Here is a 16,944-nt window from a genome sequence, read left to right on the forward strand (position 1 = left end):
AAGTTCAACTAGCGGCTAACAACTGTTTGGCTACCTGTACAGCCTGATTGGCATTGGAAGTATAAGCATCCGCACCGATCTTCTGGGCAAAAGCATTATTTACCGGAGCTCCGCCAACCATGATCTTCACCTGATCTCTCAAACCTTCAGCTTCAACAGCCTGAACTACTTTCTCCATATACATCATGGTGGTGGTCAATAAAGCAGACATACAGATGATATCGGCATGATGTTCCTTGGCTGCTTCTATAAACTTCGTACTGCTCACATCCACTCCCAGATTGATTACTTCAAATCCACAGCCTTCAAACATAGAGGCTACCAGGTTTTTCCCAATATCATGCAAATCACCCTTCACCGTACCAATCACAACTTTTCCAATCGTTGCCGTATTCTTATCCCGCATTAATGGTTTCAGCAACTCCAAAGAACCTTTCATCGCACGGGCTGCCAGCAACAGATTCGGGACAAAAGCCTTTCCTGCCTCAAAGCGGGCACCAATTTCTTCCATTGCCTTCACCATATACTGATTGATAATTTCAGTAGGTGAAATACCTTCGTTAATAGCTTCTTGTGTAACGGCAACTGCCTGTTCCAGCTTACCATTCAGAATCGCATTATATAAATCTTGTAAATTAGCCATGGTGTTATCTCCTTATTTCATTTAATGTTTCTATCATTGTAATTACATTCTCAACCGGAACGTTGGCCTGGATATTATGAACCGTATTGAATACAAAACCTCCGTCCTTTCCTAAAATCTCACATTGCTCCATTACCTGACGGCGCACCTCTTCTTTTGTTCCAAAGGCCAGGACACGCTGCGTATCAATGCCACCGCCCCAAAATACCAATTGGTCGCCAAACTGTTCTTTCAGGACTTTCGAATCCATATCCTTGGCATTAATCTGTACCGGATTCAGGATATCGAAGCCAGCATCGATCATAGCCGGAATCAAAGGTAATACCGCTCCACACGAATGCTTGAAGATCTTCCAGGTTGTATGGGTGTGAATCCAATCATTCAAACGTTTATAATAAGGGAGCCACAATTCACGGAATACTTCTTCCGAACAGAACTGCGAATCTTGTGTTCCAAAATCGGTACCACAAGTAAAGACTACATCCACTTGATCCCCGACAGTATTCCAAAGCATTTCATAATTCCGGATAGCCAAGTCCGTCTGATGTTCAAACAAGGCATGAACGAAATCCGGACGGATAAGCGTTGACATATACCATTCTGCCACACTCCGAATGCCTTTCGGATGTTTCAGTCCCATGGCTGGAATAAATGCCACATCACCCAAGGCTGTTCCACCAAAGCCGGCAACAACTGCCTTACCGGTAGCAGCCGCCTTGCCTGCCGCCTGCTTCCAATAAGCCAAGTCGGATTCATTCAATAAAGCATATTCTTCCAGATTATCCTGATAAGACAGCAAGGCTTCGTCAATAGGCTGTTGTCGCTCGATCGCATTGATGAAATAATAACCTTCGGGCATAACAGCACTTGGAGAAACCGAACGATCTCCTTCGGGATAAATATAAACATCTCCTTCGGCATCCGGAGTCATATCAATACCTTTAGCAATCAATACTTTTTGTCCCCAAGGAGTCACTTGTTCATGCACTTCCGATTCGTCTATGCCGAACATATTCTTCCGTCCGAAAAGAGGAACCAGATCAACGCCCATACGTTCCTGCAGTTCTTCATCTACCTCGCCCAGCATCTGAAAAGGATCCACGATGCGAACCGGTTTATCTGCCAATCCATAATATTTCCGGAGCTGTTCCACAATCCGGCAATGAATGCCTGTAACTGTTGTTGCTCCAAAATCAACAGGCACCGGCGTACCGCCCCGATGATTCAAGGCATTCCATACACGTTCTTTTGAGTTTGTCATTGTTAGTAGTGTTTTTATAGGTTTTTCTTTCTTAGTTTCCGTTGAAGGCATTCGGCCCGCTTGTCACATAAGTCACATTCATGGACTTTATTCTTAACCTGTTCTCCAAAACCAATCAGGCCGCTTACTGATTTAATAGGATACATCAAGCAACTCTCCGTCAGCGTGACGTCGCATACGCCTGTTGGCATACAAGCAAACAATCCTTTTTGTTCTGATAAATTCCATCCACAATAACCCGGACTAAAACGATTGGTATGTGGTAATGGGGCCAACTTCCGGATTACCTCTGCTTCCATTTGTTCCGTACAAGCACCCACCAAACAACTGCCAATCGTATCGGCTATGAATGTATCCAATCCATCACCTTGTTTCTTGATCTCATCCATCCAATGTTGGAAAGCCATTCCCGCCGTTGCCACAAACAAGACAAGTCGGGTGGTACCAGCCAACAAACGGGTAATCGTCTTTCCTGTCCGAAAAGCCTTATCCTCTATATAAACGGTGTCGTCTGCCAATACAACAGAATCTTTCACTTCATAATGAAAAACCGGGACAGCTATCTGCATAGCTTCTTCCAATAGTTGTTGTGTCCGCTCTAAAATCATTGGATCCGGTTCCTGCTCTAAAAAGCCCATTGACCGGCAAATAGTCAACGCCTGCAAGTCTATTTCCTGTATCATATGTGTTTCCATGTTTTTCTTTCTTTTTCCGAGTGCAAGTTAGCAGCATATCTCCATTAAAAGAATAGATAAAAATAACCCTCTATATGGACAATTATTGTTTTTTCCGCTTGCTGGATGATGGGCTGCCCTCATATTTTTCCTACCTTTATCCATCCAAAGAAAAACGGTAACGATACTGCGTGATACGACTTTAGGCACTCAGGGATACAAAACCCGTTAGCAAGTAATTTTTTGACATTTGTCGAAAAGCTTTTCCATAGTTATGCTAAAGCTTTTTGACGGATATGCTAAAGCTTTTCGACATCTGTCAAAAATATGAAAGATAACGAACTTTTGTCTGGCAATACACGATGGAGATTATCCGGCAGCCGCAGAATCGTTACAAGCAACAAGTAGAAACAGATGGTTATGAAACGGGAATTAGGGTTCAAAGGCGAACGGTTTATTTATTTACCTCTTTCCATCCTGGAACAGATGGAGAAAAACCCACTGACAGGAGACTTGTATATCTATTCATTAGGCTACTTTACCAAAGCTGCCTTCCATTATATCGAACGGTTAAACGGATGCGACCAGTATCTGCTTATCTATTGCAAAGACGGGAAAGGCCATGTGCGGATACAAGACCGACAATATGAACTGTCGGCAGATCAGTATATTATTCTTCCGCCACATATTTATCATCAATATGAAGCGGATGAAAAAGATCCGTGGAGTATTTATTGGTTTCACTTCAAAGGAACAAAAGCTCCCTATATCGCCCAAGGACAAGACGTACCGCATACCGTGACTCCTTCCGTCTCTTCCCGCCAGCAAAATCGGCTGGAATTGTTTGAAGAAATCTATACGACTTTGAAAAGTAGTTTGTCGGTCGAACATATCAATTACGCGAACTTCTGCTTCGGTTACTTTCTCAGTACCTTATTATATATACAACAGTATCGCGAATCGGGAGGGAAAAGTGAATATATGGGTACAATCATTAACCGCAGTATTTACTATATGAACGAGAATATCAACAAAAACCTGACGGTACAGGAAATTGCCTCGTTTGTCAATTATTCTCCATCTTATTTCTACCGTAAGTTCATGCAGGAAATCGGTATCGCTCCGATGACCTATTTCACCAAGATGAAAATCAACAAGGCCTACGGACTATTAAAAGACACCGATTTGAAGATTAACCAGATCGCCACCTTATTAGGTTATACCGATCCGTTGTATTTCAGTCGGGTGTTCTCGAAAGAAGCCGGTGTTTCTCCCCAGCAATATCGGGCAGCCAATAAAAAATAATCTCATGGAACCGTACCCGATTACTTGTTTCGGTTGTCATATAAATAGAAAGTCAAGCATGCACGACCTAACTTATGTAAAACGACAAACACGAAAAAGAATGAAACAACTTGAAATACACAGATGGGTACGGAGTATCTTTTGCATCGCACTCTTTTTATCCTGGATTCCGTTCCTGCAAGCACAGGAAAAACGACTGATTGACCTGGAACTGAACGAAGTTCCTTTATCAACAGCCTTACGCCAACTGGAACGTGAAGGAGGAAAGAACATCTTGTTCGTCAATGATGAAGTAGAAGCTTACCGGGTAACGGTCCGTATCCAAAAGCAGCCATTGGCGGAAGCTCTCCAGCTCGTATTGAAAGACAAGCCGTTTATCTGCCTGGAACGGCAGGACTATTTCGTTGTACAACGGATGGATAAAAACAAGAAAGTAGAATATATCCGGGGGAAGGTTGTCAACGAACAAGGGAAACCTATTCCGTATGCCAATGTACTGGTCTTACAAGCCGGAGATTCTACCTTTGTAAACGGTTGCGTTACGGAAGACGACGGAACATTTCTCCTACCCGATCCGTATGCCGATCATTATTTATTGCGGGTAACGTATGTAGGTTATCAGTCCCAAACGGTTACTTGCATGGCCGAGAATTATCTGCAGATGCGACCGCAAGAGAACCAACTGAAGGAAGTCACCGTAACAGCAACCCGTCCACTGGTAGAAAGGAAGAACGGAGCTTATCTGACACATATCACCGGCACACCGCTTTCTCTGATGGGTTCAGCAGCAGATATGATCGGACATCTGCCTTTCGTGACAGGATCAGACGGGAATTATTCGGTCATCGGACGAGGTACGCCCGAGATTTACATCAACGGACGAAAGGTACGTGATACCTCCGAGCTATCGCGTTTACAGGCCAATGAAATCCTTTCGGCAGAAATCATTACCACTCCCGGCGCCCGGTATGCATCGGATGTCAAGGCGGTTATCCGAATCCGCACCATCCGTCAGCGCGGACAAGGACTCAGCGGCAGCTTTTATGCGGATTACAACCAAGGCCATGCAGGAAAAGGAAACGAAGGCATCACTTTGAATTACCGAACCGGCGGACTGGATATCTTTGCCAAGACTTACTTTCAGGAATCTAATTCGTATAGTACCAACCAAACAATCACCCAAATGCAGACATCTTCCCTTTGGGAAAGCCATTCGGATCAAAAAACGACCGGACGAGACAACTACTTCAACGGGGAAATCGGATTGAATTACGAACTGAACGAGAATCAGTCTCTAGGAGTACGATATGCACCGGAACAGAACATCGGCGAATATCAGAACACCTCTATCAGTTCCACCGATATGTATCGGGACGGCGTATTGGTTGACCAACTGGAATCGGATGCCCGTAATACCGGAAAGAAAGGATTGGAACATGCGGTCAATGCTTATTATACCGGGACTTTCGGGAAATGGGATATCGACTTCAATGCCGATTTCTACCAAGGGAAAAATCGAAACGAACAGATTGTCCTCAACAATGGCGAGACAGACGCCACTTCGACCAACCGAATCAAGAATCGTTTGGTGGCCGCCAAGCTGATCGCCACCACATCTGTATGGAAAGGAAATCTCTCCTTTGGAACCGAAGAAACCTGGACCGACCGCCGCGACCGTTTTGAACAAGACGGCTTCTCGGCCGATGCCGACGACCATATCCAGCAAACCATTGCTTCTGCCTTTGCTGATTATTCCTTGGAATTAGGAACATTCAGTCTGCAAGCCGGATTACGGTATGAATACCAAAAGACGCATTATTACGAAGCAGGTATCTTCCAGCCCACACAAAGCCCGGACTACCATCATGTCTTGCCGACGGCTTCTGTTTCCTATCGGAAAGGCGACTGGAATGCCGGTTTAGGCTTCAAGCTAAACAAAATCAATCCGGATTATACTATGCTATCAAGTGCCATTTCTTATATCAACAAGTATCAATACAGCAACGGTAATCCGCATCTGGTTCCGCAAATACATCGGAACCTTTCTTTGGATGGCGGTTGGAAATGGATCAATATCTCCCTATTTTATGATCATACGTTGGATATGTACACCTCATACCTCAAGCCTTACCATGATGAGACCCATCCGGGCGTTTCTCTTCATACAAAAGCAAGTATTCCACATACCTATGCGTATGGTGGAGGAATCTACGCCAGTCCTAAAATCGGTTGTTGGCAACCCAACATCAGTGCCGATGTTTTCTGGTTTCACTCGGATGCACGTTCGTTAGGAATCGAGCAGTTCTGGAACGAACCTCAGTTTAGTTTCCGACTCGACAATAATTTCTTGCTGCCTCAAGGCTGGTATATCAACCTGACTGGAAGTATCAATACACAGGCCAAGCAGAGTTACGCCATCTTCAACCGGCAAGGAAGGGTGGATCTCCGCATCTCCAAAACATTCCTGCCGGACCAAAGTTTACAAATATCATTAGCAGGATATGACCTGTTCCGCACGGCCAAACGGACTCGTTTCGAACATATCTATGGAGACCGAACAAACACGTATGCCGACGGTTACATGGACAGCCAACGCATCGGAGTACGTGTCAGCTATAAATTCAATGCAACCAAGAGCAAGTACAAAGGTTCAGGAGCCGGACAAAGCGAGAAGAGCCGATTGTAAAGGATGTATTGGCTATCTGCATAGGAAAACGTACCTTTGTCGCCGGACAGAAAACGAATGTGAATGATTTGGAAAAAGAAGACCGACGATAAGACAACCGCTTTCGAGGGTTTGTTCCGTCAGCAATACCCGCCTTTGGTACGGCATGCCACGCAGCTTTTGGGCGATCCGGAAGAAGCAAGGGATGTGGTGGGCGAAGCCATGGAACAAGCCTGGCAACGGTGGGATACATTGGCTGAAGCACAACGTGCCTCATGGCTTTTTACTACGGTCCGGCATCTGGCTCTTAACCGGCTCAAGCACCGGCAAGTAGTAACCGATCATGCGGAAGCCATCCGCGAAGCAACGGTATTCGACTTGCAAGCCCGGTATTGGGAACACGAACGCCTGCTTCGTCAGGCTGAAGCAGTTGTCGAAGCTTTAGGTGAACCCACGCGGACGATTGTACGCCTCTGCTATTTCGAGCAAAACACCTACCGGGTAGCCGCCGAAAGGCTGGGCATCAGTCCGGATACAGTCAAGAAACATATCTCCAAAGCCTTGCGTGCCTTACGTGAAGCCTTGGGGAAGAAAGGAGATGAACGATGAACGACGAAGAAAAGAACATGTATAGCGACGAAGACCTGCGTCTGCTTCAGGTATTGGGCGAAGCGGCAGGCGAGCAACCTTCGGCCGAAGAGACCGAAAAGGCATGGCAGCAATTCCGGCAACAACACCGGCAACGTCAGAACAACCGATATATATGGGCCAGCGTGGCGGCAGCCGTGGTCTGTCTCCTCGCCTTAGGCCTTCCTTTCATTGGGGAACGGACGAACGAGCGCCCCATCGAACTCTATGCTGCCTTGGATGTACCTTCCAAAACGACAACCGTCGAAGCGGGTGATTCCATCGTTCTTGCCACACCACCGGAACAAACGGCTGAAGTCCGGCTTTCCGACGGAACACGGATTGTCCTGGGAGCCAACTCTCGTCTGACATATCCTCGTTCGTTTGCCTTGGATGCGCCACGCGAAGTCCGCTTGTCCGGCGAAGCCCGCTTTGAAGTTACCCACGATGCAGATCATCCTTTCTGGGTAATATCAGGTGAAATGCGAACCGAAGTACTGGGAACCGTCTTCGATGTGAATGCTTATCCCGGCAATCGTGCCCGAGTCATCTTGTACGAAGGCCATGTTCGAATCGGCCATCAGCAGGAACAACTCGACATTCATCCGGGACAACAGGCAGTATTGCAAGACAACCGCCATCTGAATATCACCAGCGTAAACCTGAAACAAGCCGGTAGTTGGATTGAAGGCCTCTTCGATTACGATAATATGCCACTGGGCGAAGTGATGAAACATATCGGCACGTGGTACAACGTCAGTATCACAGCACAATCAGAGTCTTTCTTGGAGCGTCGCATCCATTTCCGTTTCCCACGTACGGCTTCTCTTAACGAAGTCGTCACTGCACTGAACGATCTGGGTGTAGCCCGCATCACCTTCCATCACCAAACTTTGCAGGTAGAGAAACCCTAATCTGCCTGCGAAGTCAAATTTAGGCCTCTAAATGGGAATTTCGATGGTGATGAAACTCTCATTTAGAGGCAGTATTTGAATACTTAGATATTTTCAATTCACCAATCGAGAAGTTGCCTTGATCACTTTATAATAATCAGATTTTACATCATCTTTATATTGAATCATTCTATATTTACCAGCTCCAACATTATAAGAACCTCCTAACCCTAAATGATCATAGGTAAAATCAACTTCTATCAAATTACTGGGTCCAGGAGTATAATCATATTGCTTAGCCAGCAGTGTGTTTTTTATGAACAACATTTTAAACCCTTGATATTGATATTCTACAAAATAGGCATTATCACACTCTACGCCTAACACCTTCTCTGTCCAGCCCATACCTTTTAAACAATCAACCACAAAAAACATTTGATCATCTTTTAGTCCTGCTGAATTATAACCACAGATTACTTTTAATAATTCTCTAAAACAATCTATTTGAAAATTAAGATTCTCATACTTTGTATATAAATCCATAGCGTCATCAGGAGCAGACATGGAACATATGTCACTAACAGGTTTACTTATTTTTTCTAAAGTTTCAAATACAACCAAGGTATTCTTATGAACATTCGGATGTTGACAAAATGAAGCTATGGCATCATATGTCAAATCTTCTAGTTGTTGATAAGCTCCATAAGCTCTATCCTCTGAACTTTGCGAATACAAGTTCAAACATGATAATAAACAAACTAATAATATAGATAGTCGTCCTTTTATCGTCATACTACTTTCTTTTTGGCACATAAACTTTCCTCCCCTTATTATTTATATAATATTGTCCTCCTTTCGGACCTGTTTGAATAGTTTTTCCTTTTCCATATTTATAGGCCTCTCGTGAATAATCCTTTGCTCTCAGTCCTTTCTCCTTCGTATATGGATTTCGATTCGGTTTAGTAGAGAAATTATCGTGATTTGTCTTATTGGAATTAGTCTTATAATGTCCTTGGACATAGGTTCCATCTTTCTTTACATATCCTTTCTGATACCGAACAGAAGAATTTACAGATTGGGCATTAGCCACAAAAATTCCACTAACTAAAAAATTTAATAGTAAGAATAGACAAGCAAAATGTTTCATTTTCATAGGAACTTTATATTTAGATTGTTGTTAAAAATGTACGAGATATGTATCCGATATGTCCTTTTAAATTTACCTTCACGTAAAATTCCCCATCTTCAATAACTTGGATTCGTTCAGTCAAATCTGATTTCTGGAGTCTATACAGGATAAAAGAATTAGGATTTGGCATTGACCTCAAGACTAAAATATCTAACATTTTAAAATAATCTGATTTTATTTTAGCAAAACCTATAGCACTTAAATTAGTGTTTATATTAGCCCTTTGTCTTTCAACTCCCTGAGCTTGTTTTGCTTCATAATCTTTATTATACTGCCATATATCCTCGAAAAAATAAAAATAATAATCTCCTGTCTGTGCCCTCCCATTCACTATTTTTATCTCTATATCAGAAATAGACTGAGTTCCAAAATCTACTGCTGTGATTTCATTATTGTTATTTACATAAGCCTTAACCTCAACTAATAAATCCTCATTTTGACACAACCATATAGCCTGATGCCAACCCTCTTTTATTTTATTAGGATAACGAGGATAAGAATTATATGTACTTAGTGATTTTTGAATTAATTCTCGTATTTTCATTCTTTTTTGCTTAGCCAAAGCTCCCAACTGCAATAAAGCATCATAATTTGGAGAAACATACGTATTACCATAAATGGCCTGCGCCGGAGTATCATAGCGATTAACTTGGGCCATAGAAAAAGTACTATACACAAGAAACAGAAACAGAAATAAAGATCTCATATGCAAATATTATTCCGCCCGTGTCTCCTTCGTTCGGATTCTAAAACAAAAAAGAAAAGCGTGGAGACCATCGCTTATTACCACTTTGAGGCTCTGGACAGCCCACTACTCAATAATAAGACAATGATTCCACGCCTAATGTTTAAGTATATAATCCACCCTTTAAGGATAGACCTATGCAAACACAGACGCAGAAATCATTTCCTCTATTATCCTGAGTAATTAGAATTGTCCAGATTCCAAAGTGGGATAATATCGAAACGCTTCTACGTTAATTCATTCAATACGTGGCAAAGGTAATCTTTTTAACTGATTCTACCGAAACATCGTTACCAATTATCTTTCCGTATTCAGATTTCTTAGTTGTATCTCATCCTTTAACCTTTCAAGTCATATACAAGAGATAACCCATATCTCCTTCAATCACCATACTTAAAGACCTACTCCATTAATAGCTGGAAGCATAAACCTGTAAATGAAAATATTTGTACAAAAAAAGGTTGGAGATGGTAAATTAATTTTTACTTTTGTGCTGTATTGAAAAAGAAAGATAGTTCTGACGAAACTAAATTTCTTTTTAATGCTAAAAAAGGATATTAGATAGTTTTTTCATAATATCGCCAAGCTAGTGGATCTTGAGAAGTTGAACCGAATTATGTTTTTATGAAAATCCGTTATGAGTAAGATGATAAATGAAGGGATGAAATCGGGCGAATGGTTTAGTCTCGTCAGTACTCTGACGATTTTTCCTGATAACATAAACCGAATTACAGTCGTAATTTCCCCTTTACAGGGGTGCAAGCCCCGAATTACGGTCGTAATTCCTCTTTTGTAGGGGTGTGAAAGCCCAATTACGATCGTAATTCTCCTTTTGCAGGGGTGCGAAACCCAAATTACGGTCGTAATTCCTCTTCTGCAGGGGTGCAAAGCCTGAATTACGGTCGTAAACCATGTGAAAGTTAAGAATATTAACACTTAAAGCTTCAAAATATGAGAAAGAAGTATATCAAAGTAGAAAATATAAGTCTCCCGAGGCTTTCGCACGCCGAGTTTATCAACTTCATGGAGCGTTTCCTGGCTTTGCTTCCGTTGGAAGCCGAAGAAGCGGCCGAGGAAGGCGATCCGATGGGGGCACCTAAAGTGGGTATTACGGCTGAACAGATTGAGGAAGCCAAAACGTATCTGTCGGAGATGAACGATCTCAACCGCGAGACGAAGGTCAAGGCAGAAACGAAATCGAAAGCGGAAATCGACCGCCAGCGTGATGCGCTTTGGACAGCCATTATTCAACGGATCCTGACCTCGCGCAACGTGCCGATACCAACCGAAAGTGCGGCTGCAGAGAAACTTTACATCGTGGTGAAACCTTATACGGGAATGAACCGCCTGCCCAACAACCAGCAGACGGAAACGGTGAAAGGCTTGCTTACCGACTTGAACAAGCCGGAGATTCAGGATGCGATCACGACCTTGGGGCTGGAAGACTACATTGATGAACTTTCGACCTGCAATCAGCAGTATGAAGCCTTGGTGAAAGGAGCGGATGTGGCACGGGCCGCTGCGAACCTGGGGAACAAAAGTGATGCCTTGCGCCGGCAACTGATGGACCTTTACCGTGAGATGGCAGACTTTGCTTTCGCTACCAATCTTTTGCATGAGACGGAAGAATCCCTCTATTTCTTATCCGGATTGAACGGCTTGATTCGCGATGTTGAGACGGCCTATAACCTGCGCGACAAGGCAAAACATACCTCGACCACCACGCCGGAAAAACCGGAAGATGGCGATAAAGGGGAGGGCGGTTTGGAATTCGTCCCGGTAGAATAAAATAAGAAAAACGTTTTATTATAATTAATATTTCTTTTTTATACATAGCCATACCTTCGTTGTGAAACGAGAAAATGGCGGCAAGAAAGTTTTGGCTTTTTTGTTTGACGTTTTTTTAGTATATGAATAATGTGTTTTCCCCCGTTGCAAAATGCGGGAACATGAATCAACAGAGAGGAGAAAGACTTCGGTCTTTTTCCTCTTCTTTTTTACGATTATCAAAGCCTTTCTGCAAAATAAGAAGACAAGCATCCTATAAATTCCGGTTGAAATATCTTTCCCATATTGTGATATCTGCGCTTTATTCTCTATTTTTGTCAAAAAAATAAAGCGATATGGCTGACAACATGGGAGAACATCTTTTGAACCGGATCCATTTTCCGGCCGATTTGCACCAGCTTTCCGAAGAACAGCTGCCGGAAGTGTGTGCAGAATTGCGTCAATATATCATCGATGTTTTGTCGGAGAACCCGGGACATCTGGGAGCCAGCCTGGGAACCGTAGAACTGACTGTTGCCCTGCACTACGTATTTAATGCGCCGTATGATCGGATTGTCTGGGACGTAGGTCATCAGGCTTACGGACATAAAATCCTGACCGGAAGGCGGGAAGCTTTTCATACATTACGTAAATTCGGCGGGATCAGTGGATTTCCTAATCCGGCAGAAAGCGAATACGACGCGTTCATTGCCGGACACGCATCCAATTCCATCTCGGCAGCAATGGGTATGGCGGTGGCTTCTGCCCTGAAACACGAAGACCGGCATGTAATTGCCGTGATTGGCGATGGAGCCATGACAGGTGGTCTTGCTTTCGAAGGCTTGAATAATGCTTCGGTAAACCCCAATAACTTATTGATTATCCTCAACGACAATAATATGGCCATCGACCACAGTGTCGGTGGACTGAGTCAATACCTGGTAGATATTACTACCAGCCAGGCATACAACAAGATGCGTTATGATGTTTATCGGGGCCTAAAGAAGATCAAACTGATCGACGACGACCGGCGGGATAACATTCTTCGTTTCAATAATAGTCTGAAAGCCCTGCTGACCCAGCAGCACAATCTGTTCGAAGGCTTTAGTATCCGCTACTTCGGTCCGGTCGACGGACACGATGTGGGCTATCTCGTCAAATTGCTGAACGACATTAAAGACATGAAGGGGCCAAAGCTCCTGCATATCAAGACCAAGAAAGGCAAAGGTTTCAAGCCGGCTGAGGAATCGGCTACGGAATGGCATGCTCCGGGTCGTTTCAACAAGGAAACAGGAGAGCGTATCATTGTACACAAGCTGAATGAGCCTCAGCTCTATCAGGATGTCTTCGGGCACACGCTGGTAGAACTGGCTGAAAAGGACAAACGTATTGTAGGCATCACACCGGCCATGCCAACGGGCTGTTCCATGACATATATGATGAAGGAATTTCCAGACCGGGCTTTTGATGTGGGTATTGCCGAAGGACATGCCGTGACCTTCTCTGCCGGACTTGCTAAAGAAGGGATGATTCCTTTCTGTAACGTCTATTCCTCTTTCATGCAGCGGGCTTACGACATGGTCATTCACGATGTGGCTCTTCAGAAGTTACATCTGATTCTTTGCCTGGACCGTGCCGGACTGGTGGGAGAAGACGGAGCAACACATCATGGTGTGTTCGATCTGGCCTATTTGCGCCCGATACCGAATCTGGTGATTTCTTCCCCTCTCAATGAATGGGATCTGCGTAATCTGATGTACACTGGATACAAAATATCCGACGGTCCATTTGTGATCCGTTATCCACGAGGTAAAGGGGAAAAGAGCGACTGGCGGAATGAGATGCAAATCCTTCCCATCGGAAAAGGCAGAAAACTACGCGAAGGTAATGATATCGCCGTTCTGTCACTGGGGCCGATTGGCAACGAAGCAATGAAAGCAATCGACCAGATTGAGCAGGAAGGTATTTCGGTGGCCCATTACGATATGATCTACCTGAAACCTCTGGATGAGGCTTTGCTCCATGAAGTAGGACGTAAGTTTAAACGTATCATCACCATTGAGAATGGCGTGATTGCCGGTGGTTTGGGTAGCGCAGTACTCGAATTCATGGCCGACCACGGTTATACACCTTTTGTAAAACGAATCGGTGTGCCCGATCAATTCATAGAACACGGCTCTATACCGGAGCTATACAAATTATGTGGCATGGATGCAGACAACATTGCCGGAATTATCCGACAGTTGCATGCGCCATCCGACCAATGAAAACAACAACCCAATACAGACAGAGTGAAGTATGAAAATAGTCATAGCAGGAGCCGGTGAGGTGGGAACCCACTTGGCAAAAATGTTATCACAGGAAAACCAAGATATCGTACTGATGGATCCAAAGGAAGAACGCCTCAGCACGATGAGTTCGACGTTGGAGATCCTTCCGGTTGTAGGCAATCCTACTTCTCTGAAAGACCTGGAAGAAGTAGGAATCCGAAAGACAGACTTATTTGTAAGCGTCACACCCGAAGAGACAACCAACATCGCAGCTTGTATTCTGGCTCATAGCCTGGGTGCTCACAAGACATTCGCCCGTATCAATAACTACGAATACTTGCAACCCAAGAATAAAGAACTCTTTGAGAAATTAGGAATCAACTCGATGATCTATCCGGAAATGCTGGCAGCCCGCGAAATAGTCACGGCAGTCAAGCGTCCGTGGGCGCGACAATACTGGGAACTTTTCGGTGGAGCTTTGATTCTGATTGGTGTGAAGGTACGCGACAATGCACCGATTGTCAACAAAATGCTCTCGGAGTTGCTGATGGAACAGAAATTCTATCACATTGTGGCAATCAAGCGAAAGAATGAAACTATCATTCCTCGTGGTAATGATCATATCGAATCGGGCGATCTCCTTTTCTTTACAACAACCAGAAACTATATAGAAGATGTACGCCTGCTGGCCGGGAAAAAGAATCCGGAAGTCAAGAAGGTGATCATCATGGGTGGCAGCCGTATCGCCTTACGTGCCTGTCAGTATTTGCCGAATAACATCCGGGTAAAAGTGATTGAGACGAACGAGGAAAAGAGTTACCGTATTGCTGAGGCGGTGCCGGGCAATGTATTAATCATCAATGGCGACGGCCGCGATATGGATCTGTTGATGCACGAAGGCATTCAGGACGCACAAGCCTTCATCGCCCTGACAGAAAACTCAAGCACGAACATATTAGCTTGTCTGGCAGCCAAACGGTTCGGTGTTTACCGGACTGTAGCCAAGATTGAGAATATCGACTATATTCCTCTGGCAGAAAGCATGGATATCGGATCGGTCATCAACAAGAAGCTGATTGCAGCCAGTCATATTTATCAATTCTTATTGGATGCAGACGTTTCGAATGTCAAGTGTCTGACCTTTGCCAATGCCGACGTGGCCGAACTGGTTGCCCGACCAGACTCTAAGATTACCAAGAAGATCGTACGTGATCTGCGCTTGCCTCGCGATATGACTTTGGGAGGACTGATCCGAAATGGTAAACCGATGATGATCGATGGTGATACACAAATCCAAGCCTACGACCATGTGGTCGTTTTCTGCCTGGATACAGCCATGCGTAAACTGGAAGATTACTTTAACTGATCGAAAAACCTTCGCTTATGCTGAATGTACGTTTCATATTCAAAATGCTCGGGCTGATGTTCATCCTTGAGACCTTATTCATGCTGATGGCATTGGCTGTTGCATTCATCTACCAAGGAAACGATGTCGAACCTTTGGCCCTTTCAAGTGGTATTCTGTTCGGATTCGGAGTCCTCTTTTATCTGATCGGAATACGAGCTAACGAACATTCTGCCGGACGGCGGGAAGGTATGCTTATCGTCACGCTGACCTGGACACTGCTTTCCCTTTTCGGAATGCTGCCGTTCTACTTAGGCGGTTATGTCAACAGTATTGCCGACGCCTACTTTGAAACCATGTCCGGCTTCACAACAACGGGATCTACCATCCTGACGGATATTGAAGCCTTACCGAAAGGTGTATTATTTTGGCGCAGTCTGACGCAATGGCAAGGCGGTATGGGAATGATTGTCTTTACCGTAGCCTTAATGCCTATCTTCGGAGGTGGAGCCAGCCAGATGTTCGATGCAGAGACTCCGGGAATCACCCACGAACGTTTCCGTCCACGAATCACCCAGGTTGCCAAACGGTTATGGGGTATTTACCTGTTCATTACGCTCTTATTAACCGGCTTACTATGGATCGGTCCGATGAACTTATACGATGCTGTAAACCATGCCATGACCTGTATGGCAACCGGAGGATATTCTACCAAGAATGCCAGTATTGCTTATTGGGATTCGGCTTACATTGAATACGTTATCTCCATCTTTATGTGTATCGGATCAACCAACATGACTTTGATTTACTTCTTCATGAACGGCAGATTCGGGAAATTACTGAAAGATGAAGAAACCCGCTGGTTCTATTCCATTGTAGCAATCTCTACCATGATCGTTATGGCCTGGGTTTATTTCAAAGGTATTATCACGGATCCGGAAGAGGCATTTCGGGAATCACTCTTCCAAGTGACAACCTTGATTTCAACCTGCGGATATGCTACCGTCGATTTCATACCTTGGGGACCGTTCTTCTGGATGATTGCCTTGATGTTAATGGTTGTCTGTGGTTGTGCTGGTTCTACTTGTGGTGGATTCAAGACAGGACGAGTGGTTATTCTGGCCAAAAATGTGGTGAATGCCTTTAAGAAACAAACTCACCCGCATGCGGTTCTTCCGGTTCGTGTAAATGGACATGTGGTCTCGACCGATATTGTCAATCGGGTACTTGCATTTGCTTTCATTTACATCACTTTGATTTTCGCCACGGCATTCTTCCTGATGCTGGACGGAACAGGTTTCGAAGAAGCTGTGGGTACGGCAACTTCGGCAGTCAGCAATACCGGACCAGGTCTTGGTATTTACGGACCTGTTGGTAATTTCTCCAGTTACTCTGATTTAAGTAAATGGGTCTTGTCGTTTGTTATGATGACCGGACGTCTGGAAATATTCACCGTACTGACTATTCTGTTACCTGGATTCTGGAAACAATAAGAGATCTGGAATCCGGAAAGAGGATTAGATCAGCTACAAAATAAACGAGAATCGACCATGAAATTCG

Annotated in this window: 14 protein-coding genes; 8 read left to right on the forward strand and 6 right to left on the reverse strand. The window is 44.3% G+C overall.

Annotated features, from left to right (window positions below; genetic code table 11):
• Positions 1 to 4: 4 nt before the first annotated feature.
• Genes MUN53_RS05550 through MUN53_RS05560 form a run of 3 tightly spaced genes read right to left on the reverse strand, consistent with a single transcriptional unit; the run spans position 5 to position 2,599 of the window.
• Positions 5 to 643: a corrinoid protein gene (locus MUN53_RS05550; protein WP_243323783.1), complete on the reverse strand. Its 639-nt coding sequence runs from the start codon at positions 641 to 643 to the stop codon at positions 5 to 7.
• Between the two features lie 4 nt (positions 644 to 647).
• Positions 648 to 1,904: a uroporphyrinogen decarboxylase family protein gene (locus MUN53_RS05555; protein WP_243323785.1), complete on the reverse strand. Its 1,257-nt coding sequence runs from the start codon at positions 1,902 to 1,904 to the stop codon at positions 648 to 650.
• 14 nt (positions 1,905 to 1,918) lie between these two features.
• Complete coding sequence (locus MUN53_RS05560) at positions 1,919 to 2,599, reverse strand: vitamin B12 dependent-methionine synthase activation domain-containing protein (RefSeq protein WP_243323787.1); 681 nt, start codon at positions 2,597 to 2,599, stop codon at positions 1,919 to 1,921.
• 399 nt (positions 2,600 to 2,998) lie between these two features.
• Here MUN53_RS05560 and MUN53_RS05565 point away from each other — a divergent pair, with 399 nt between their 5' ends.
• The 4 genes from MUN53_RS05565 (at position 2,999) to MUN53_RS05580 (ending at position 8,089) form a co-directional block, all read left to right on the forward strand.
• Positions 2,999 to 3,883 carry an AraC family transcriptional regulator gene (locus MUN53_RS05565; protein WP_243323790.1) on the forward strand — a complete coding sequence of 295 codons (885 nt, stop codon included), beginning with the start codon at positions 2,999 to 3,001 and terminating at the stop codon, positions 3,881 to 3,883.
• 100 nt (positions 3,884 to 3,983) lie between these two features.
• Positions 3,984 to 6,569, forward strand: coding sequence for a TonB-dependent receptor domain-containing protein (locus MUN53_RS05570; RefSeq protein ID WP_243323791.1), 2,586 nt, complete (start codon positions 3,984 to 3,986; stop codon positions 6,567 to 6,569).
• A gap of 63 nt (positions 6,570 to 6,632) precedes the next feature.
• Positions 6,633 to 7,157 (forward strand): sigma-70 family RNA polymerase sigma factor, encoded by a 525-nt coding sequence (locus MUN53_RS05575; RefSeq protein ID WP_243323793.1) that lies wholly within the window; start codon positions 6,633 to 6,635, stop codon positions 7,155 to 7,157.
• Positions 7,154 to 8,089, forward strand: coding sequence for a FecR family protein (locus tag MUN53_RS05580; RefSeq protein WP_243323794.1), 936 nt, complete (start codon positions 7,154 to 7,156; stop codon positions 8,087 to 8,089). The genes MUN53_RS05575 and MUN53_RS05580 overlap by 4 nt, the downstream gene beginning before the upstream one ends.
• A gap of 93 nt (positions 8,090 to 8,182) precedes the next feature.
• Here MUN53_RS05580 and MUN53_RS05585 read toward each other — a convergent pair whose 3' ends face one another.
• The 3 genes from MUN53_RS05585 to MUN53_RS05595 are packed head-to-tail and all read right to left on the reverse strand — an operon-like array spanning position 8,183 to position 9,915.
• Entirely contained in the window at positions 8,183 to 8,860 is a 678-nt protein-coding gene (locus MUN53_RS05585; protein ID WP_243323795.1) for a hypothetical protein, read from the reverse strand.
• Between the two features lies 1 nt (position 8,861).
• The gene (locus MUN53_RS05590; protein WP_243323796.1) at positions 8,862 to 9,221 is read right to left on the reverse strand and encodes a hypothetical protein; all 360 of its coding nucleotides are present in this window, start codon (positions 9,219 to 9,221) and stop codon (positions 8,862 to 8,864) included.
• 13 nt (positions 9,222 to 9,234) lie between these two features.
• A complete protein-coding gene (locus tag MUN53_RS05595) occupies positions 9,235 to 9,915 on the reverse strand; it encodes a hypothetical protein (RefSeq protein WP_243323797.1) in 681 nt (226 codons plus the stop codon).
• Positions 9,916 to 10,953: 1,038 nt separating this feature from the next.
• On the opposite strand from MUN53_RS05595, the gene MUN53_RS05600 reads away from it, so the two are divergent.
• The 4 genes from MUN53_RS05600 (at position 10,954) to MUN53_RS05615 (ending at position 16,877) form a co-directional block, all read left to right on the forward strand.
• Entirely contained in the window at positions 10,954 to 11,790 is an 837-nt protein-coding gene (locus tag MUN53_RS05600) for a DUF6261 family protein (RefSeq protein ID WP_243323798.1), read from the forward strand.
• A gap of 335 nt (positions 11,791 to 12,125) precedes the next feature.
• The gene (gene dxs / locus MUN53_RS05605; RefSeq protein ID WP_243323799.1) at positions 12,126 to 14,036 is read left to right on the forward strand and encodes a 1-deoxy-D-xylulose-5-phosphate synthase; all 1,911 of its coding nucleotides are present in this window, start codon (positions 12,126 to 12,128) and stop codon (positions 14,034 to 14,036) included.
• Positions 14,037 to 14,067: 31 nt separating this feature from the next.
• The gene (gene trkA / locus MUN53_RS05610; RefSeq protein WP_243323801.1) at positions 14,068 to 15,405 is read left to right on the forward strand and encodes a Trk system potassium transporter TrkA; all 1,338 of its coding nucleotides are present in this window, start codon (positions 14,068 to 14,070) and stop codon (positions 15,403 to 15,405) included.
• A gap of 17 nt (positions 15,406 to 15,422) precedes the next feature.
• Positions 15,423 to 16,877 carry a TrkH family potassium uptake protein gene (locus tag MUN53_RS05615; RefSeq protein WP_243323802.1) on the forward strand — a complete coding sequence of 485 codons (1,455 nt, stop codon included), beginning with the start codon at positions 15,423 to 15,425 and terminating at the stop codon, positions 16,875 to 16,877.
• Positions 16,878 to 16,944: the final 67 nt, after the last annotated feature.

The sequence above is a fragment of the Parabacteroides faecalis genome (assembly GCF_022809355.1).
GTDB classification, from domain to species: domain Bacteria; phylum Bacteroidota; class Bacteroidia; order Bacteroidales; family Tannerellaceae; genus Parabacteroides; species Parabacteroides faecalis.